Below are 19,400 nucleotides of genomic sequence, written 5' to 3'. Positions count from 1 at the left end.
ACAGGGGGCCGAGAAAACAAGATTGCGGGAGAACGAACATGGCAGATCTGGCCGGAAAGATTGCCGTCGTCGTTGGCGCGGCGAACCGGGACAACATGGCGCAGGTCATCGCACGCCGCCTTGCCGCCGACGGCGCGACAGTCATCGTCGCGGGCCGCAGGGCGGAGGAACTGGAGCGCCTGGCTACCGAGATCGGCGGGCTGGCAGTTACCGGATGTGACCTTACCGACGAGGCCAGCCTTGCCCGGCTGGGCGACACCGCCAAGGCCACCTACGGCGGGGTCGACATTGCCGTGAACGCCACCGGCTGGGGCCTGCTCAAGCCCTTTCTCGACACCACGAAGGCCGAGATCGAGCAGATGACGGCGCTGCAGTTCACCGGCGCGATCCTGTTCTACCAGGCCATGTTGCGGGTCATGCGCGACGGCGGATCGCTGATCCAGATTTCGTCCGCCACGGCATCGATCATGCTGGAGGACCACGCCGCCTACATGGGCACCAAGGCCGGCGCCGACCACGTGATCCGCTGCATCGCCAACGAATTCGGCCATCGCGGCATCCGCGCCAACTCGATCGCGCCTGGCTTCACGGTCACGCCGATGACCGAGAAAGCATCGAAAAACAATGCAATAATCGATACATTTACGAAAGAGTATCCGCTCGGCCGCGTCGGCACGAGCGAGGACATCGCCGAGGCCGTTTCGTGGCTCGCAGGGGATGCCTGCTTCATGAGCGGGCAGGTCCTGCAAGTGAACGGCGGCCTCACCCTGCGTCGTAATCCCACCAACGCCGAGATCGTCTCCGCCGTAAAAGCCGCCAAATCCGCAGTGGGACAAGCCGCTTGATCCGGGGCGTCCATCATCTTGCCATCTCGACGCCGGACCTCGAACGGTTCGTCGATCACTACCAGCGCTGGTTCGGCTTCGAACGCGCCGGCAAGGAAGGCGGCTGGCAGCCCGGCAACGACCGCATAGACACGATGGTCGGCTTGAAAGACAGCAGCGCCCGCTACGAGATGATCCGGCTGGGTAATCTGCATATCGAGGTCTTCGAGTATGCCAGCAACGACCCGGAAGTAGTCCACCCCCGCATGTGCGACCGGGGCATCACGCACTTGTGCCTCTATTGCGACGATGTCTTCGCCGAGTACGAACGTCTTCTCGGCCTGGGCATGAAGTTCAACTGCCCGCCCGGCGGCTCTGCGGCGACGCGCGCGACGTATGGCCGGGACTGCGACGGAAACGTCGTGGAACTCCTTCAGATCGTCGATCCGGACTGCGGGTTCGCCTTCGATAAGCTGGCCGTGGCATGATCGCTGCGTCATCCCGGACTTGCTCCGGGGCCGTAGGCGGTCTTTAGGTCAGTGCTGACGGCTGGGGCTTCGACAAGCTCAGCCTGAGCGGAATTGGGAGGTTTACACTTAACCCCGCTCACCCTCAGCTTGTCGAAGGGTCAGGCTGAGCTTGTCGAAGCCCCCGCGTCACACGGCCCACGGTCCCGGAGCAAGTCCGGGATGACGAAACTGGATGGACTGCTTGCCTGACACCAACCCCTATATCGACGATCCCGAACTCGAACGCCGCCTCGCCTACGCCTTCGAGGAAACCGGCCCCGACAGCTTCCGTGTCGCCCCGGTCCCCAGCGGGCTGCTGCGGCTCTACGGCGGCATGGCGCTGTCGCAATGCCTCGCCGCCGCGCGGCTGACGGTGCCGCAGGACAAGGCGGCGCACAGCCTGCACGCCTACTTCCTCCAGCCCGGCCTCATCGACCGGCCGGTGGACTTCGCCGTCACCCGCGAAAGCGACGGACGCAGCTTTTCCAACCGCACCGTGCGCATGACCCAGGACGGCGCGCCGATCATCAACCTGATGGCCTCGTTCAAGGCGCCCGAACCCTCGGGCCGCCACGGCTTCCCGATGCCCGACGTGCCCCCGCCCGAGGGCCTCACCAGCCTGGCCGAACTGGTGGCGGCCTACGGCGATCGCCTCCCCGAACGCCACCGCCCGTTCTGGCGCCGCCGCCAGCAGGTGGACTGGCGCCCGATCGGCCTGTTCCCCTTCGACGAGCGCGAGGTGCGCCCGGCGGCGCGCGACTTCTGGTTCCGCTTCAACGGCACTGTGGACGGTCCGCTGGATGTGCAGCAGCGCCTGCTCGCCTATGCGACGGACCTGCATATCTTCCACACCGCACTCGGCCCGCTGGGCATCGGCTGGGCCAACGACTTCCTGCAGAGCAGCAGCCTCGACCACGCGATCTGGTTTCATGACGATTTTCGCGTGGACGAATGGATGCTCTACGCGATGGACAGTCCCGCCGCGACCGATGCGCTGGCGCTCGGCCGGGGCAACATCTTCCGCCGCGACGGCACCCTCGTCGCCACCGTCAGCCAGCAGGGCCTCGCGCGGATGCTGGATCAGAAACGCGAAGGAAAGCTGTGACTTCCGAGCCGTTCACTCCCGCAAAACCGTACCGCACGTTCGAGGATCTGGAACTCGGCGAGTTCCGCCGCTCCTCGCCGCGCACGGTGACGCAGGATGAAATCCTGGAGTTCGCGCGCAAGTACGATCCGCAGTGGTTCCACACCGACCCGGAAAGCGCCGCGCAGTCTGTCTTCGGCGAAGTGGTGGCGAGCGGCATCCACGTCCTAGCACTGTGGCGGCAGATGGATCATGAGATCAACTGGGACATCGACTGGGTCTGCGGCGTGGGCTGGGACGAACTGCGCCTGAAACGCGCGATCCGCGCCGGGGACACGATCCACGTCACCAGCGAGATCGTGAGCCTCGAACCCTCGAAGACCCGCACCGATCGCGGCACGGCGATGACGCGCTATGCCGTTGTGCTGGAAGACGGGACCGAGGCGGTGACGTTCACGAGCATCAACCTGGTCTACACGCGCGGCGCACGGGAGCGGATGGCCGGCACCGCGCGCTAGAAGCGCGGGTGCCGGGCCACCCCCTCATGGCTCTGTAACCGAGGGGGCTTCGACAAGCTCAGCCTGAGCGGTGTGGAGAGCAGTTTTTCAGGTCCCGCTCAGGCTGAGCTTGTCGAAGCCCCCTCCGCCACCTACCGCCGCTGATCGAACCGCCGCCCGAGCATGGCCCCGGCGATGTTGACCTTCTGGATATCGATCGCCCCGCCCGCGATGCCCCAACCCCACGAGTCCCGCAGGCGGCGCTCCATCGGGAACTCCTTGGAGTAGCCGTAAGCCCCCATCAGCTGCATCGCATCGCCCGTCACCTCGCGCGCGATGGTGTTGGCGAAGCACTTGCCGGTGGAACTGTGCAGCACCGACGGCAGGCCATCCTCGGCCAGAGAGGCGGCGCGCCAGATCAGCAGGCGGGCGGCCTCGATCTTCATCTGCATCTCGGCCAGCTTGATCTGCACCGCCTGGAATTCGGCGATGGGCTTGCCGAACTGCTTGCGCTCCTGAACGTAGACGCTGACGTCCTCCAGCGCGCCCGAGGCCTGCGCCAGCGACATCGTGGCATTGCCGCAGCGTTCGAGGTCGAAGGCTTCCATCAGCTTCTTGAAGCCGCCGCCGGCCTGCACGATCACGTTGTCCAGCGGCACTTCGCAGTCGTCGAAGTTGATGTCCGACGACGGCACGCCGCGAAAGCCCATCAGTTCCTCGTTCGGACCGAAGGAGATGCCGGGCGCGTCCTTCTCCACCAGCACCGCGCCGATGCCCTTGGCGCCCGGATCGTCCGAGAGACGGCAGTAGACGACATAGGCGTCGGAATGCCCGCCGCCCGAGCACCAGCGCTTGGTGCCGTTGATGATCAGCTTGTCGCCCTTTACCACGCCCTTGGTCTTGAGGTCGGTCAGCGCGCTGCCCGCGTCCGGTTCGGACATGGAGACCGCCACCACCATGTCACCCGAGCAGACGGCGGGAACCACGCGCTTCTTCAGCGTGTCGGACGCAAAGTGCTCGATCGCGCGCACCGGTCCGACCGAGCTTTCGAAGATCGGAAAGCCGACCGCCGAGGAAATCTTGCCGAATTCCTCCAGCACGATCAGCGCCTCGATGTTGCCGAGGCCGAGGCCACCGAGATCGCTCGACACGTTGATGCCCAGGAAGCCCATCTCGGCATAGCGCTTGACCAGCGCGCGGCTCGGCGGCTTGTTGTCGCGCTCCAGCTCGGCAGCGATGGCGGGCAGCTCGGCGCGGGCGAAGGTGCGGGCAGCTTCCTGCAGTTGGAGCTGGTCTTCGGTCAGCTTGAAGTTCATCGTTTCTTTTCCGTCAGAGCAAATGGGGCTGTTCGATGAGGTTCGCGAGCGCGGCCATGAAGCGGCCACCGTCGGCCCCGTCGATCGCGCGGTGGTCGCACGAGAGCGAAAGGTGGAGCACCGGCACGATGCGGATCGCGCCGTCGTCGTCGATGGGCTCGGGCCGGGCAGTGCCGACCGCCAGGATCGCGCCCTGCGGCGGGTTGATGATGGCGTCGAACTGTTCGACCCCGAACCCGCCGAGGTTGGAGAGCGAAAAACTGCCGCCGGTGAATTCCTCCGGCTTGAGCTTGCCGCTGCGGGCGCGCTGGGCGAGGCCCTTCATCACACTCCCGATCTCGGCCACGGAGAGATCGTCGGCCCCGAAGACGATCGGGGTGACGAGGCCCTTGTCGGTCGCCACCGCCACCGCAACATCGGCCGAGCCGAAGCGGTGGATGTCGTTGCCGTGGACCTGCACGTTGACGGCGGGCACTTCCATCAGCGCCAGCGCGCAGGCCTTGACGATGAAGTCGTTGACGCTGGGCTTGTCCGGGCCGAGCGAGGCTCGCAGCGCCAGCAGCCGGTCCGCACGGACGCGGCGACGTACGTAGAAGTGCGGGATCTGCTGCTTGGCCTCAGTGAGCCTGCGCGCGATGGTCCGGCGCATCGAGGACATTGGCATGACATCGACATTGCCCGATGCCGGACGCGGTGCGGGCGCTGCCGCGACGGGGGCCGGGGCCGCGCTGGCGGGCGCCGGAGGGGGCGCCGGAGGGGGCGCCGGAGGGGGCGCGGGTGTCGGGGCGGCCTGCTGGACGATCGCCAGCACGTCGTCACGCCGCACTTTGCCGCGCGCGCCGGAGCCCTTGATCGTGGCGAGGTCCAACCCGTGCAGCGCGCCGAGACGGCGGGCGACAGGAGTGGAGAGCACCGGGCTGTCCGGCGTCGCCGCGAAGACGCCGACAAGCTGCGGCTGCGCCTCGGGCCGCGCAGCTTGATGCACGTCCTGCGCGAAGATGCGACCACCCCTGCCCGTGCCGGTGACGGTGGCCAAATCGACGCCAAGGCGCTGCGCCTCCGCCAGCGCAGCGGGGCTGATGGCAAGGCCCTCGGGCACCGACGGCGCGGCGGGCGTAGCGGGCCTTTCCGGTTGCACGGCAGGTGCAGCAGGCGCATCGTCTCCGTCCGGGCCGAAGCCGCTCTCGGAGGGCGTGAACGCCGCGATCACCGCGTCGATCTCGGCCGCGCTGGCTTCGCCGCCATCGCTCAGCACCGCCAGCAGCGCGCCGACCGGGTAGGTCTGCCCGGCTTCGGCGAGGATGCGCACGAAGCGGCCGTCCTTTTCCGCTTCGATCTCGTTGGTGATCTTGTCGGTCTCGACAAGCGTGAGCACGGCGCCGCGCTCGAACGGGGCGTTTTCGGCCACCATCCAGTCGGCGATCGTGCCTTCCGCCATTTCGATGCCCCACTTGGGCATCGTGAAGGGAGTGAGTTTGGCCATGTGCCCTCCCCTCAGCGGAAGGCGAGGACGCGGCGGACCGCTTCCTCGATCTTCTGCGGCGAGGGCACCCAGGCGCGCTCCAGATTGCGGGCGAAGGGGATCGGGCTGTGCGGCGCGGTCACCATCGCGGGCGGGGCCTTGAGGCTGGTGAAGGCGCGCTCGGTCACCATCGCGGCGATGTCGGCGGCGAGGCTGCAGCGCGGCGGGCTTTCGTCCACTACGACCAGACGGCCGGTCTGCTCCACCGATTCCAGGATGGCGTCCTCGTCGAGCGGACTGGTGGTGCGCAAGTCGAGCAGGTCGATGCCGATGCCGTCCTTCGCCACTGCATCCGCCGCTTTTTCGGAAAAGTTCACCATGCGCCCGCAAGCGACCACGGTGACATCGCCGCCCTCGCGCACCACGCGCGCTTCGCCGAAGCGCTGGCGGTGGTCGCCCTCGGGCACTTCGCCCTTCACGCCGTAAAGCGTCTTATGTTCGAAGAACATCACCGGGTCGTCCCCGCGCAGGGCCTCGGTCAGCAGGCCCTTGGCGTCGGCCGGGGTGGTGGGCAGCACCACTTTCAGGCCGGGCATCGCCGTCAGCATCGCGTAGACCGACTGGCTGTGCTGCGCCGCCGTCTGCATGCCCGCGCCGTAGACCAGCCGCACCACGGCGGGGCACTTGGTCTTGCCGCCGAACATGTAGCGGAACTTGGCCATCTGGTTCCAGATCTGGTCGAGGCTGACGCCCACGAAGTCCGCGAACATCAGTTCGGCCACCGGCCGCTTGCCCGAAAGCGCCGCGCCCGCCGCCGCGCCGATGATGGCGCTTTCGCTGATGGGGGTGTCGATCACGCGCTCGGGACCGAACTTCTTCCACAGTCCGGGGCTGGTGCCCCAGATGCCGCCGATCGCCTCGGGGCCGCCGGCGGTACCATTGCCGCCGACCACGTCCTCGCCCAGCAGGATGATGTCGGAATCGCGTTCCATTTCCGCGTGCAGCGTCGAGACGATCGCCTCGCGGATGTTCATGATGGCCATCTGCGGTTCCTCAGTAGTATTCAACGTAGACGTCGTCGGCGACGGTGGCGGGATCGGGCTGCTCGTCGGCACGCGCCTCGGCCACGGCCTCCTCGATCAGGGCGAGCACTTCGGCGTCCACCGCATCGAGATCGGCGTCGGTCAGCAGCGCGGCGCCGGTGACGCGGGCGCGGAAGGCCTTGAGGCAGTCCCGCTCGGCGCGAATGCGATCGAGTTCGCCCTTGCCGCGATAGCGCTGCGGATCGCCTTCGAAGTGGCCGTAGTAACGCTCGGTATCCAGCTCGATCGCGGCCGGGCCATTGCCGGCACGGACATATTCGAGCAGCTCGGTGAAGGCTGCATACGTCTCGAAGAAGTCGCAGCCATTGGCGCGCCACGCCTTCATCCCGAAGCCTTCGGCGCGGCTGGCGATGTCCTTGCTGGTGCCCACGGCGTAGGCATCGCCGGTGTGCTCGGAATAGTGGTTGTTCTCGAAGACGAAGATCGCCGGAACCTTGGTCACGACGGCGAGGTTCATCGCCTCGAAGGTGGTGCCCTGATTGCAGGCGCCGTCGCCGGAGAAAGTCACGCCCACCCTGCCTTTGCCGTCGATGCGCGCAGCGATCGCGGCGCCCACCGCCTGCGGTGCACCGCCGCCGACGATGCCGTTCGCGCCGAGCATGCCCACTTCGAGGTCTGCGATGTGCATCGAGCCCGCGCGGCCCTTGCAGAGACCTCCGGCGCGGCCGTAGATCTCCTTCATCATGCCCTTCACGTCGCAGCCCTTGGCGATGCAGTGGCCATGGCCACGATGGGTGGAGACGATCTTGTCGTCCACGGTCAGCTGATCGCAGATGCCCACGGCAACCGCTTCCTGCCCGGCGTAGAGGTGCGTGAAGCCGCCGATCTCGCCGGTCTTGATCTCTTCGTGCAGGCGTTCCTCGAATTCGCGGATGGTCTTCATCCGGCGATAGGCGCCCAGCAGTTCGTCGCGGTTCAGTTGCATCGCCCGCTTCTCCCGTTGGTGTTCTTAAATCGTCGTCCCGGACTTGATCCGGGACCGGTGGCTGTCTTTAGGCGCGCCCTGCCGAGGGTTGGGTGACGCTCGGCCAGCGGTCCCGGATCAAGTCCGGGACGACGTCCTTGTCACAAGTCATCCGGCCCCTTCCCGTGCGTGTAGATGTAGTCGTCCAGCACCTTGTGGAAGTGACGGATGCGCAGTTCCTGATCGCCGATGTGCAGGCCGGGGAAGAAGTCCGACTGCATGCCCGTCTGCACCGTCGGCAGGTTGAAGGCATCCTGATCGAGCACCTGACCGATGGTCTTGTCGCCGTGTTTGAAGCGCTGATGGCGGACCCGCTCCGGCCATTCCTCGCCCTCGGGGACGAGGCCGAACATCCAGATGTCGTAGTACATCTTGTTCGGATCCGTAGCGTGCGGGCGCTGACGGAACAGCATGACGTCGTCCGCGTGGACGTTCACCGACACGTTCGGGAAGATCGTGTAGTGGTAGTCGTCGGTCAGTTGCTCGTCATTGAGTTCCGAATAGTCCTTGCCCTGCGCCGCGCCGTGCTCGCGCTTGAACAGTTGCACGTCGCGGCGGATGTCGGAGACGCGGCCTTCGTATTCTGCCGGGTCCATCCCCGCATGCACCATGATCTCGTGGATCGCGGGCGGAATCTGGCTCGGCATCGCCACGCGCGGGGATATCGCCGCGAAGGGAATCAGGTAGCGGTTGTGCTTGCCGTAGCAGTCGATCTGGACGTTGACGTCGTCGAGATACCACTTGAGCTGCGGGTGGATGCCCTGGACGTGATAAGTCTCGCTGAAGGCGTCGACCGAGGTTTTCCAGTTGCAGTCCCACTCGACGGTGATGTCGCGCGTCCATGCCATCCGCTCGGGATGATACGGTTCGAGGTGGCGCTTCAGCGGATCGATGAAGTCGTCGAACGGCTCGACGTTCGGATCGAGCGAGAACCATACGAAGCTGTTCCACTCGATGCAGGGCAGCGGCGTCAGCTTCATGCCGTCCGGGCCGCCTTGCACGAAGGTGCACAAGTCCGGGATATGCTCGAGCTTGCCGTCGAGGCCGTAAGTCCAGTGATGGTACATGCACTGGAACTTCTCGGCATTGCCGCGCCCCTCGGGACGCAGGCGGTTGCCGCGATGGAGGCACAGGTTCGGGAAGGTGCGGATCGAGCCATCCGCCTGCCGGACGATCAGCACGGATTCCTTGCCGATATCGGTGCAGATGTAGTCGCCCGGTTCCTTAAGATCGTCGGAGCGGCCGCCCAGCAGCCACACCTTGGTCCAGACGCGCTCCCACTCCAGCTTCATGAATTCGGGCGAGTAATAGCGCGCGGCCGGGATTATGTCGGTGCCCAACTCCGGATCGGGCGCACGCTCCGTCGGGGTGCCGTTGCCCACGGACTCGGGATCGACGCGAAACACGTCGACGACGCGCTTGACGTCCATCGACGCCCGGTCCCAGCCCATGACATGCGGTTTCATCAGAAGTGCGTCCTGTTGGTGAAGCCCCCGTCGACGACGAGGTGCGACCCGTTGCACCAGCTGGCCGCGTCGCTGGCGAGGAAGGCGATGGCCTTGGCCACTTCCTCCGGTCGGCCGAGGCGGCCCGAAGGCTGCTGGCGAAGCTGGGAAGCGTAGAACTTCTCCATCGTGCCCTTGATCATGTCCCAGTTGCCGCCCTCGAACTCGATCGGACCAGGGGAGACGACGTTGACGCGGATGCCGTTCTTGCCGTGCCACAGCGCCAGCTGCTTGCCCCAGGTGATGAGGCTGGCCTTCATCGCGTTATAGGCCTGCGGGCCACCCATCGCCTCGCCCACCGAGGTCGAGCCGAGCAGGACGATCGCGCCGCGCTGCTGCTCGGTCATCTTTTCGATCACGCCCTCGACCGCGCGGACCACGCCCATCACGTCGGTCTCGAAGGCGTTGTACCAGTACTTCTCGCTGCCCATACCGCCGCCGGCCGAGGTGAACGGCACGAGGATATCGACGCCGTCGAGCGCTTCGATCGCCCAGTCGATCCAGGCCTTGTATTCCTCGGGCTGCTTGGCGTTGACGGCCTTGCCGACGACTTTGGTGCCGTACTTCGAGAGGTTGGCGACGGCGTCCTTGACGCTGTCCTCGCTGCGCGCGGTGAGCGCGATGTCGCAGCCCTCGCGCGCCAGGACTTCGGCCACCGAGTAGCCGATGCCGCGCGCCGCGCCGACGAGGATCGCCTTCTTGCCCGCCAGTCCCAGATCCATTCGCTTCTTCCTTGTTCCGTATGGCCGCGGAGTCGGAGTGCGGCCCTGAAGTCTTGAGAGGACTGTAAGCCCCTCGCCCCGGACGATGCAATAAAAAAGACAGTCACGACTGCCTTTTTTATTTTCGGTTTCAAACCGCCTGCAACTCCGCGATCAGCCCTTCGCGCAGGCGGAACTTCTGGATCTTGGAGGTCGACATCGGCCACTCCGCGACGAAGCGCACATGACGCGGAATCTTGAAGCTGGCGATGCGGCCCTTGCAGTGGTCGATCAACTGCTGCTCGCTGGCGCTCTCGCCCTCGGCGAGTTCGACGAAGGCGGCAGGGACTTCGGAGTAGCGGTCGTCCGGCAGGCTGACGACCTGCGCCAGCTTCACCGCCGGATGAGTCTGCAGCATGGCCTCGATCTCCGCCGCCGCGACGTTCTCGCCGCCGACCTTGAGCATGTCCTTGGTGCGGCCATGGAACATGACGTTGCCGTCCGCGTCGATCGAGCCGATGTCGCCGGAGAAGAACCAGCCGCCCCGGATGGCCTCGGCGGTCTTTTCGGGGGCGTTGTAGTAGCCCTTGAGGATGTTCGGGCCGCCCAGCACGATCTCGCCCTGCTCGCCCGGCCCGCAATCCTCGCCGGTTTCGGGATCGACGATGCGGACCTTCCACTCGTCGAGCGGCACCCCGCAGCGGCCGGTGCGCACGTCATAGCTGTCGGAAAGACGGCTGGTGGAGACGGTGCCCGCGCCTTCCGTCAGCCCGTACGTGCCGACCTGGATGGTGTGCGGCATGGCCTCGGCCACCGCCAGTTTGATCCATTCGGGCTGGACCGCGAAGTTGGAGTTCATCACCCGCAGCTTCGACAGGTCGGTATCCTTGAAGGTCGGGTGGGTGATGAGGTCCTGCATGATCGTGACGAAGCTGGGATAGGCGATCGTCGCGCCCTCCTTGCCCAGCATCGCCAGCCCTACCCCGGCATCGAAGCGCGGGATCGTCATGTAGACGCCGCCGAGGTCGAGGATCATCGTCATCGGCAGGATGCCGGCGATGTGGAAGATCGGCAGCGGCGACCAGACCTTGTCCTCGCCGGTGCATTCGTAGCGTACACCGAGATTGCGGCTGTTCGCCACTTGCGCGCGGTGGCTGATCATCGCGCCCTTGGGATTGGCCGTCGTGCCCGAAGTATAGAGGATCATCGCCGTGTCCTGCGGCGAGACGGCGTCGATCCGCGCATCCACTTCGGCCTCGGGCGTCTCAAGCCCCGCCCCCAACGCCGCGCGGGCGGAGACGAGATAAGGCGCGCACCGATCGTCCAGGCACACGATGCTGCGCAGGCGGGGCGCCTCGGGCAAGGCAAGCGCCCAAGGGTCCTCCGCCTGCGTCAGCGAGGGCAGCGCCGCTTCGAGACGTGCGCTGAAATCGAGACCGTCGGCGACTTTGCCGATGGTGATGATCGTCACGAGATCGGCGTCGGCGGCGACGAAGCCCAGTTCGCTAGCCTGATACCGCGCGTTGACCGGCACCGCGACGGCGCCCGTCATGGTGATGCCGTAGAACGCGGTGATGAAGTCCACGCAAGTCGGCAGCAGCAGACCGACGTTGTCGCCGGGCTTCACGCCCATCGCCACGAACGCCCGCGCCCAGCTGCGCGCCGCCTCGTTCAGTTCGGTATACGTCCGCCGCCGGTCCGGCAGCACGATCGCATCGCGGTCCCCGAACTTGCCTGCCGAGGATCGCACCATCTCGCCCATAGTCAGGATCGGCCTATCGCCCATTCCCGCTCTCCCATGCCCTGTGCTCTTATCAGATCGCGCGGCAAAGCACCCGATCATGCGAATTGTGTTTGACGCCAGCTTATCAAGCGGCGGGAAAAATACAATCAGTCATGTCTGTTTTGTTTACAGGCGTGGCAAGGTGATGCCAGCGGGGCGATATCCGCAGGAATGGCCGCGATCCGGGGCCTTCGGGTGCTTGCCTAACGGGCGGTCCAGAGCGTAAGCGGATTGAATCCGCAATCACTGCCGACAGCATTTTCCAGGCGAATCACATGGCCCTTTCGCGCACGCGCACCACCCGCACTGCAAAGCCTGCCGCTCCCAAGGCGTCTCCCGCAAAGAATGGCGGCACGACCCTGCAGGCGACCAAGGCGGCACAGACGCGCGCGCGGCTGATCGAGGCGACGGTGCGCTGCCTCGTCAAGCACGGCTACGCCAACACCACGACGCCGCGCGTGGCCGAGGAGGCGGGCCTGTCTCGCGGGGCGATGATGCATCACTTCGAGAACGGCGCCGCGCTCATCAAGGCGACGATCATCGAACTGCACGAAAAGCGCCTGCGCGCTTTCCGCCGCGCCGCCGAGAAGCCGGAGGAGCACGACGTCGACACGCTGGTGGAAGTCTACTGGGCACAGGTCCAGAAACCCGCGTTCATCGCCTTCCACGAACTTGCCGTGGCGGCGCGCACCGACAAGGACCTCGGCGCGATCCTCTTCCCGCTACAGGAGGAATTTCGCGAACGCTTCAACGCGCAGGCCGATGCCCTCTTCCCCGAATGGCGTGATGCTCCGGCCCAGTTCGACATGGCCATGAACCTGTCCCAGACGATCCTCGAAGGCATGGCCATCGCGGTGCAGACCGGCGCCATGGACAAGGCCAAGGTGCCGGCCATGCTGACCCATCTTGAGAACCAGATCCGCGCGCTGATGCCGTGGCACAAGGGTGCCGCCGTCTCGTAAAAACAATCTTGTTTGTCTTTTTGATCGCCCGCCGCTACCGTGGTGGCGGGCAGAGGATCAACGCGGCGCAAGTCGGCCTCTGTCCCGATTCGTGAGGACAAGAGATTTGAACGCGCCCAGCAACTACACCGCGAAAGTGTTCCGCCCCGAAGACGATGGCCCGGACCGTCCGGCGCGCGGCCTCGACGAAGAGGCGCTGCGCCAGCAGTCCACGATCTACCGTGACGACATGCTCGCCGGGCAGACGGTACTGATTACGGGCGCGGGCAGCGGCATGGGCAAGGCGGCGGCGTTCCTGGCGGCCAGGCTGGGCGCCAACGTCGCGATCTGCGGGCGCGATATGGACAAGCTGCAGACCACCGTGGACCTCGTGCGCGAGGAGGTCGGCAGCGAAGTCCTCGCCGTATCGACCAACATCCGCGATCCCGAAGGCGTCGAGGCGCTGATCGGCACGGTCCATGACCACTTCGGCGGGCTCGATACGCTGGTCAACAACGCGGGCGGGCAGTTCCCACAGGACGCCATAGACTTCACCCGCAAGGGCTGGCTGGCGGTGATCGACACCAACCTCAACGGGACCTGGTGGATGATGCAGGAAGCCGCCAAGCGCTGGCGCGAGGACGGCAAGCCGGGCAACATCGTCAACATCGTCGCCAACGTCGAGCGCGGCATGCCGCAGGCGGCGCACACCTGCGCGGCGCGCGCGGGGGTGATCTACCTCTCCAAGACGCTTGCCACCGAGTGGTCGCAGTGGAACATCCGCGTCAACTGCATCGGCCCCGGCGTAATCGAGACCGAGGGCTTCCGCATGTACCCGGAAGAAGCGCTCAAGCGCTTCCACAAGGCCAACCCGATGCGGATGCGCGGCAACGCCTGGGACGTGGCCGAGGCGATCGCCTACCTGGCCTCCCCGGCGGCGCGGTTCATCAATGGCGACCTCATCATCATGGACGGCGGGCAGGCCCAGTGGGGCGTGATCTGGCCTGCCGGAATGCCGGAATATTTCAGCGAGGACGGGGCGGCGTAGCCCTGCTCCCTCTTCCCGTCATCCCCGCGAAGGCGGGGACCCAACTGATGAGCGTGCAACAGGCATCGTCAGGAGATGGGTTCCCGCCTTCGCGGGAATGACTGCTCTGTTTTTAGAAAACAACGGATGGAGAGAGACATGGGCCGGGTTGAAGGCAAGGTTGCGCTGGTCACCGGCGGCGGCTCGGGGCTGGGAGCGGCGGACTGCGAGGCGCTCGCCCGTGAAGGCGCCACCGTGGTCGTCACCGACGTGAAGCTGGAGACCGCGCTCGCCGTAGCCGACCGCATCGGTGGCGGCGCACTGGCGATGGCGCTCGACGTGGCGGACGAAGGGCAGTGGATCGCCGTCATGCAGGAGATCGAGGCGCGCTTCGGCAGGCTCGACGTGCTGGTGAACAATGCGGGCGTGGTGCTCAACGCCGATGTCGAGGATACCACGCTCGAACAGTTCCGCTGGGTCAGCGCGATCATGACCGACGGCGTGTTCCTGGGCTGCAAACATGCGATTCCGCTGATGAACAAGGGAGCGGCGGCTCCATCGTCAACATGAGTTCGACCGGCGCCCTGCTCGGCTATCCGATCTTCTTCGCCTATTCCGCCGCCAAGGGCGCGGTGCGGGCGATGACCAAGTCGGTCGCGGTGATGTGCCAGGAAAAGGGCTACAAGATCCGCTGCAACTCGGTGCACCCCGGTGCGATCGAGACGCCGATGGTGCAAACCGCCGAAGGCCGCCTCGACAAGCCCAAGGAAATCCCGGACGGCGTCCTGCCTCCGGGCACGCCGGGCCATCCCAAGGACGTCGCGGCGCTGGTGCTGTTTCTCGCCTCGGACGAATCCCGCTTCATCACCGGCGCGGAGCTTGTCATCGACAACGGCGTGACGATCAGGCCGTTCTGACCGGTCAGAGCAGGAGCGGCTGCCCTTCCTCCATCGCCAGCAGCCAGGCTTTCGCCTCGATGCCGCCGGCGAAACCGGTGAGGTTGCCGCTCTTGCCGATCACCCGGTGGCACGGCGCGATGATCGAGATGGGGTTGCGCCCGTTCGCCGCGCCGACCGCGCGGCTTGCACCCGGAGTGCCGAACCCGCGCGCGATCTCGCCGTAGCTTCGCGTTTCGCCGAAGGGAATTTCCAGCAGCGCGGCCCAGACTTTGCGCTGGAATTCCGTGCCCCGGAAATCCAGCGGCAGGTCGAACACGCGTCGCCCGTCCGCGAAGTATTCGCGCAGCTGTGTCTGCGTGGCCGCTAGAACCGGATGCTCCTCATCGATCAGCGGGCCGAGGGGAACCCGGTCCGGCCGATCATTCTCCCACAACACCGCGACCAGCCCGGCGTCGCCGCCCACCAGCGTGAGTTCGCCCACCGGCGACGGCATCGTGCGGCGATAGAGAGGCTGTTCCATCCGCGCCTCCTTGCCGCCGCCGCGCCGGGTGTCAATCCGTCAGAGGATCATAACCGGAACATTTGTGCCATCTAACCTTCCAGCCAACGGTCCAGTTCGACGTGGAAGTGCCTCAGCCTAGCTTCCTGCTCACCCCATAAAGGACCACGGAACCCCCGCGAACGCGCGCCCGCCTGAACGATCGGCAGCAGGTCGGAGTCCTGATCCAGAACCTCGCCCATACCCGGCGGTTCGCCGAGCCCGGTATGGACCACTTCGGGCCGCGTCGCGCCCGTCACGTCGACCTCCGCGCCCAGCCCCATCCAGCCCGGCGCGCCATAGCCGGGGGCATCGACGTGGCGGTAAAGGATGGTGGTTTCGTAGGTGAACTGCTCCGGATCGCCGGCGTGCGGCTTGAAGCGATGGAGGAACACCGCTTCGGGGTGGCAGCCGATCTGGGTATTGGGAAATATCCCGAAGATCGTCGCATCGGTCAGTTGCGCATCGGAGAAGTGCGAATAGTCCAGCCCGATCCGCGCCGCCCGCTCCCGCTTGGCATGGGCCACCGCGGCGCGGCTTTCCATGGCGGTGCCGGTGAAGCTGTCCGGATCGACGCCCGCGTCGGCCAGCAGCATGGCGATGCCGGGATTGATCCTCTCCTGATCCGGGAAGTGCGAGTTGGGCTGGGCCATCGGCACGAACTGGCGCGAGAGGCCGTGCGGGAAGAGGTCGATATGCGTGCGGTCGTCGATCACTCCCATCGTCTGCGGATGGATCGCGTGGAGGTGATAGCTCTCGTAGAAAGCGTCGATCCCGCCCTTCCAGTTCGCCGCCCAGTCCGACCGGCGATGCTGGACGACGTGCATCCGGTCCATGCCGTAAGTCTCCAGCATCGGCAGGATCGGTGCGAGAAACTCGGCCAGCGGCCGCGCGCCCTCGTCCATGTTGATGAAGACGAGGCCCGCCGCTTCCTCCGCGCGAACCGAGGTCAGGTCGGTGCCATGGCAAAGCACTTCGGGGCGGAAGGTCTCGGCGTCGGTCACCTTCTGGTTGTGCCCGTCGATCCCGTAACGCCACGAGTGAAACGGACAGGTGAAGCTGTCCTGGCTTCCCATCTCTCCGGTGACGAGGCGGCTGCCCCGGTGCGGGCACACGTTGTAGTGCGCCGCGACCGAGCCGTCCGTCTGCCGAACGACAATGAAGCTCTCCGGGCCGGTATCGAACTTCACCCAGTCGCCGGGCTCGGGAATGTCGCTGGACGGCGCGGCGAGCAGCCAGGTGCGGGCGAAGACCTCATCCCATTCGCGGGCGAAGAATTCGGGCGAGGTGTAGCGCGCGGGATCAGGGCGCGCGGTGCCGTTGTCGATCGCCGGGGCGGGCTGGTCGAAGGGGTGATCGGAGCCCTTGTGGACAGTCCAGCTGCGCGGATCGTAGTTCATACGCCTGCCTCCATCCGGCGGTCGAGTTCGGCGTGGAAGTGGCGCAGGCGGCCTTCCTGCTCGCTCCACAGCGGCCCCCGGAAACCACGCGAGCGGGCGCCCGCCTGCACGATGGGCAGCAGATCAGAGTCCTGGTCCAGCACTTCGCCAAGCCCCGGCGGCTCGCCGAGGCCCGTGTGGACGATCTCGGGCCGGGTGGCGCCGGAAAGGTCGGTGTCCTCGCCCAGCCCCATCCATGCCGGAGCGCTGTAACCGGGCGCATCGACGTGGCGGTAGAGGATGCAGGTGTCGTACGTGAACTGGTTCGGATCGCTCGCGTGCGGGAGGAAGCGGTGGAGGAAGATCGCCTCCGGGTGGCAGCCGATCTGGGCATTGGGAAACAGGCCATAGACCACGGAATCGCTGAGCTGGCTGTCGCTGAACCGCTCATAGCCGAGCCCGAGGTCTGCGGAACGGCGGCGCTTGGCCACCTGCACCGCGCGGCGCGTCTCTGCGGCGGTGCCGTTGTAAGTCTCGGGATCGATACCTGCATCGCGCAGCATCGACTGGATGCCGGGGTTAACCGTCTCCTGATCGCCGTAGCGCGCGGCAGGCTGCGCGAAAGGCACGAACTGCCTCGAGAGACCGCCAGGCCAGAGGTCGATCTGGGTGCGGTCGTCCATCAGGCACTGCGTCTGCGGGTGGACGGCATGGAGGTGGTAGATCTCGGCGAAGGCATCCACCCCGCCCTTCCAGTTCGCGCCCCAGTCCGAGCGGCGGTGCTGCACCACGTACATCCGATCGATGTCGTAGAGTTCCAGATGCGGCAGGATCGGCGCCAGCCATTGCTTCAGCGGCTCGATCTGCGGGTCCATGCAGATGAACACCAGCCCCACCGCCACCTCGCAGCGTACCGAAGTGAGATTGCGGTCGTGGCAAAGCACTTCGGGCCGGAACGTCTCCGGATCGGTGACCGCGACGTTACGGCCCTCGAGGTCGAACTTCCACGAATGGAACGGGCAGGTGAAGCGGTCGAGCGAGCCGAAGTCTGCAGTCACCAGACGGCTGCCCCGATGCGGACAGACGTTGTAGTGCGCATGGATCGCGCCGTCGTCGCCGCGCACGACGATGAAGCTCTCGGGACCGACATCGAAAGTGAAGAAGTCCCCCGACTCCGGAATGTCGGAAGCAGGTCCGGCGAGCAGCCAGCTCTTCGCGAAGACCTTCTCCCACTCCTCGCGCATGAAGGCGCGGTCGTGGTAGCGGCACGGGTCGGGCCGCCCGGTGCCGTTGTCGATCGCGGGCGACACCCGCGCGTTGAACGGATGCGGCGTGCCGACGTGGATGTTCCAGTCGTCGAAATCGAGCTTCATCATGGTCATCCCTCTCCTCTGGGATCCACCGGGCGGCCGTCTCTCATGTCCGACTCACCCTCGGGGTGGACATTCAGTAGAAAACAGTCATGAATGTTTTTCAAGAAGGATCGCGACCACCCGTGCCGACCGGACGCGGGAACGCGGCATAGCGGGAGAGTGACCGAGATGAGCCGCATCTATGGCAGGATTTTCCAGATCGCCTACGTCGTCCCCGACCTTGACGAAGCGGTCGAGCACTGGACGAAATCGATGGGAGTCGGACCCTTCTACGACTTCCCGATTCCCCTTCCCTTCGAGGAACTTTCCGTCGCCGACAGCCCGGCGCCGCTGGACGAACCGATCTTCGGAGGCGTCTCGATCAGCTACAGCGGCGACACGATGATCGAACTGATCCAGCCCGGCGCGGCGCCGTCCACCTACCGCGATTTCCTGGAAAGCGGCAAAAGCGGCGTGCATCACTACGGCACCTGGATCGACGACTACGAGGCCACGCTGGCACAGGCACGGGCGGACGGCGTGCCCGTGCTGCTGGAAGGCCGCCTGCCGCTGTCGCGCTTCGCCTATCTGGACACGGCTCGCGACGGCCTCAGCCCTCTGATCGAGGTCATCGCACCGCTGCCGCCGATGGTCGAGCTGTTCGCCATGATCAAGGGCGCGGCGGCGGCCTGGGACGGCTCCGATCCGCGCCGCTCGATCTGAAAAGCCCTTGCGAAAATGCCCCAAGGCATATCCGTAACGGATATGGTCCGATTTGAAGTTTCCTCGAGAATCCCCATATCGGGCTCATGACGGAAGAATCCTCCCGATTGAGCAGGCGCATGTTCATGGCCGGAAGCGCGGCCGTTGGAATCGGCGCGCTGGCGCAGTCTACCTCGAGATCGCTCGGGCCGTTGGCGCCGCCAGCGCCCGTGCGTATTCCGGCACCGCCGAAGCTGGTCGAAGCGCGTCCCGCCGCTCCGCGTTCGACATTCTCCACCGTCGATCCCAAGCTGCTGCGCAAGGCGCTCGCCTGGCTCGATCGGCATTCGAAGCTGATCAAGGCCCATGATCGCATCGCGATAGTCGATTTCGACGCGCCATCTTCCGAGATGCGCATGCATTTTCTCGACGTTATCGATGGCAAGGCCTCGAAGCTGCTGGTCGCTCACGGCTCGGGTTCCGACCCGCACCATACCGGCTTTGCCGAGCGGTTTTCGAACGCCTTCGGGTCCAATGCGTCGAGCGAGGGCGCCTTTCTCACCGACGACTATTACGTCGGCAAGCATGGCCGTTCGCAGCGCCTGATCGGGCTCGATACGACCAACAACAATGCGCTGGATCGCGCGGTCGTGATCCATAGCGCGTGGTATGCGAATGACGACATGATCCGCGCGCACGGCAAGCTCGGGCGCAGCCAGGGTTGTTTCGCGGTGGGTGAGAACAAGCTCGACGATGTCTTCCGGTTTCTCGGCAAGGGACGGATGATCTACGCCGGACGGGCTTGAGCCGGGCG

18 protein-coding genes and 1 pseudogene are annotated in these 19,400 nt (G+C 65.9%); 9 read left to right on the top strand and 10 right to left on the bottom strand.

What is annotated here, in order from left to right; translation table 11 throughout:
- The first annotated feature begins 38 nt into the window (after nt 1-38).
- From KZO24_RS19475 to KZO24_RS19460, 4 genes are all read left to right on the top strand, one after another.
- Complete coding sequence (locus KZO24_RS19475) at nt 39-845, top strand: SDR family oxidoreductase (RefSeq protein ID WP_271182921.1); 807 nt, start codon at nt 39-41, stop codon at nt 843-845.
- On the top strand, nt 842-1,312 hold the full coding sequence (locus KZO24_RS19470; protein ID WP_271182922.1) for a VOC family protein: 471 nt from the start codon (nt 842-844) through the stop codon (nt 1,310-1,312). Before KZO24_RS19475 ends, KZO24_RS19470 begins: the two co-directional genes overlap by 4 nt.
- Nucleotides 1,313-1,526: 214 nt before the next feature.
- Nucleotides 1,527-2,438, top strand: a complete 912-nt coding sequence (locus tag KZO24_RS19465) for an acyl-CoA thioesterase (protein WP_271182923.1) — start codon at nt 1,527-1,529, stop codon at nt 2,436-2,438.
- On the top strand, nt 2,435-2,935 hold the full coding sequence (locus KZO24_RS19460) for a MaoC/PaaZ C-terminal domain-containing protein (RefSeq protein WP_271182924.1): 501 nt from the start codon (nt 2,435-2,437) through the stop codon (nt 2,933-2,935). The genes KZO24_RS19465 and KZO24_RS19460 overlap by 4 nt, the downstream gene beginning before the upstream one ends.
- 131 nt (nt 2,936-3,066) lie before the next feature.
- Here KZO24_RS19460 and KZO24_RS19455 read toward each other — a convergent pair whose 3' ends face one another.
- From KZO24_RS19455 to KZO24_RS19425, 7 genes are all read right to left on the bottom strand, one after another.
- Nucleotides 3,067-4,230: an acyl-CoA dehydrogenase family protein gene (locus KZO24_RS19455; RefSeq protein WP_008830397.1), complete on the bottom strand. Its 1,164-nt coding sequence runs from the start codon at nt 4,228-4,230 to the stop codon at nt 3,067-3,069.
- 13 nt (nt 4,231-4,243) lie between these two features.
- Nucleotides 4,244-5,713, bottom strand: a complete 1,470-nt coding sequence (locus KZO24_RS19450; RefSeq protein ID WP_271182925.1) for a 2-oxo acid dehydrogenase subunit E2 — start codon at nt 5,711-5,713, stop codon at nt 4,244-4,246.
- An 11-nt stretch (nt 5,714-5,724) separates the two neighbouring features.
- Nucleotides 5,725-6,735: an alpha-ketoacid dehydrogenase subunit beta gene (locus KZO24_RS19445; protein WP_271182926.1), complete on the bottom strand. Its 1,011-nt coding sequence runs from the start codon at nt 6,733-6,735 to the stop codon at nt 5,725-5,727.
- Nucleotides 6,736-6,745: 10 nt separating this feature from the next.
- Nucleotides 6,746-7,720 (bottom strand): thiamine pyrophosphate-dependent dehydrogenase E1 component subunit alpha, encoded by a 975-nt coding sequence (locus tag KZO24_RS19440; protein ID WP_271182927.1) that lies wholly within the window; start codon nt 7,718-7,720, stop codon nt 6,746-6,748.
- Between the two features lie 140 nt (nt 7,721-7,860).
- Nucleotides 7,861-9,225, bottom strand: a complete 1,365-nt coding sequence (locus tag KZO24_RS19435; protein WP_271182928.1) for an aromatic ring-hydroxylating oxygenase subunit alpha — start codon at nt 9,223-9,225, stop codon at nt 7,861-7,863.
- Nucleotides 9,225-9,986, bottom strand: a complete 762-nt coding sequence (locus tag KZO24_RS19430) for an SDR family NAD(P)-dependent oxidoreductase (protein ID WP_271182929.1) — start codon at nt 9,984-9,986, stop codon at nt 9,225-9,227. The genes KZO24_RS19435 and KZO24_RS19430 overlap by 1 nt, the downstream gene beginning before the upstream one ends.
- Before the next feature lie 130 nt (nt 9,987-10,116).
- A complete protein-coding gene (locus tag KZO24_RS19425; protein WP_271182930.1) occupies nt 10,117-11,751 on the bottom strand; it encodes a class I adenylate-forming enzyme family protein in 1,635 nt (544 codons plus the stop codon).
- Nucleotides 11,752-12,023: 272 nt separating this feature from the next.
- On the opposite strand from KZO24_RS19425, the gene KZO24_RS19420 reads away from it, so the two are divergent.
- The 3 genes and pseudogenes from KZO24_RS19420 (at nt 12,024) to KZO24_RS19410 (ending at nt 14,633) form a co-directional block, all read left to right on the top strand.
- Nucleotides 12,024-12,710 carry a TetR/AcrR family transcriptional regulator gene (locus KZO24_RS19420; protein WP_271182931.1) on the top strand — a complete coding sequence of 229 codons (687 nt, stop codon included), beginning with the start codon at nt 12,024-12,026 and terminating at the stop codon, nt 12,708-12,710.
- Between the two features lie 106 nt (nt 12,711-12,816).
- Nucleotides 12,817-13,737: an SDR family oxidoreductase gene (locus tag KZO24_RS19415; RefSeq protein ID WP_271182932.1), complete on the top strand. Its 921-nt coding sequence runs from the start codon at nt 12,817-12,819 to the stop codon at nt 13,735-13,737.
- Between the two features lie 138 nt (nt 13,738-13,875).
- A pseudogene (locus KZO24_RS19410) lies at nt 13,876-14,633 on the top strand (SDR family oxidoreductase).
- 4 nt (nt 14,634-14,637) lie between these two features.
- On the opposite strand, the gene KZO24_RS19405 reads toward KZO24_RS19410, so the two are convergent.
- From KZO24_RS19405 to KZO24_RS19395, 3 genes are all read right to left on the bottom strand, one after another.
- Nucleotides 14,638-15,135, bottom strand: coding sequence for a methylated-DNA--[protein]-cysteine S-methyltransferase (locus KZO24_RS19405; RefSeq protein ID WP_008830387.1), 498 nt, complete (start codon nt 15,133-15,135; stop codon nt 14,638-14,640).
- A gap of 71 nt (nt 15,136-15,206) precedes the next feature.
- Nucleotides 15,207-16,553, bottom strand: a complete 1,347-nt coding sequence (locus KZO24_RS19400) for an aromatic ring-hydroxylating oxygenase subunit alpha (RefSeq protein ID WP_271182934.1) — start codon at nt 16,551-16,553, stop codon at nt 15,207-15,209.
- A complete protein-coding gene (locus tag KZO24_RS19395) occupies nt 16,550-17,905 on the bottom strand; it encodes an aromatic ring-hydroxylating oxygenase subunit alpha (protein WP_271183152.1) in 1,356 nt (451 codons plus the stop codon). The genes KZO24_RS19400 and KZO24_RS19395 overlap by 4 nt, the downstream gene beginning before the upstream one ends.
- Nucleotides 17,906-18,073: 168 nt before the next feature.
- Here KZO24_RS19395 and KZO24_RS19390 point away from each other — a divergent pair, with 168 nt between their 5' ends.
- Nucleotides 18,074-18,607 (top strand): VOC family protein, encoded by a 534-nt coding sequence (locus tag KZO24_RS19390; protein WP_271182935.1) that lies wholly within the window; start codon nt 18,074-18,076, stop codon nt 18,605-18,607.
- Between the two features lie 119 nt (nt 18,608-18,726).
- The gene (locus KZO24_RS19385) at nt 18,727-19,392 is read left to right on the top strand and encodes a murein L,D-transpeptidase catalytic domain family protein (RefSeq protein ID WP_271182936.1); all 666 of its coding nucleotides are present in this window, start codon (nt 18,727-18,729) and stop codon (nt 19,390-19,392) included.
- Nucleotides 19,393-19,400: the final 8 nt, after the last annotated feature.

The sequence above is a fragment of the Novosphingobium sp. NFX11 genome (assembly GCF_057376415.1).
The sequence above is the reverse complement of the archived record's forward strand: the minus strand, read 5'-3'. Positions and strand labels throughout refer to the sequence as shown.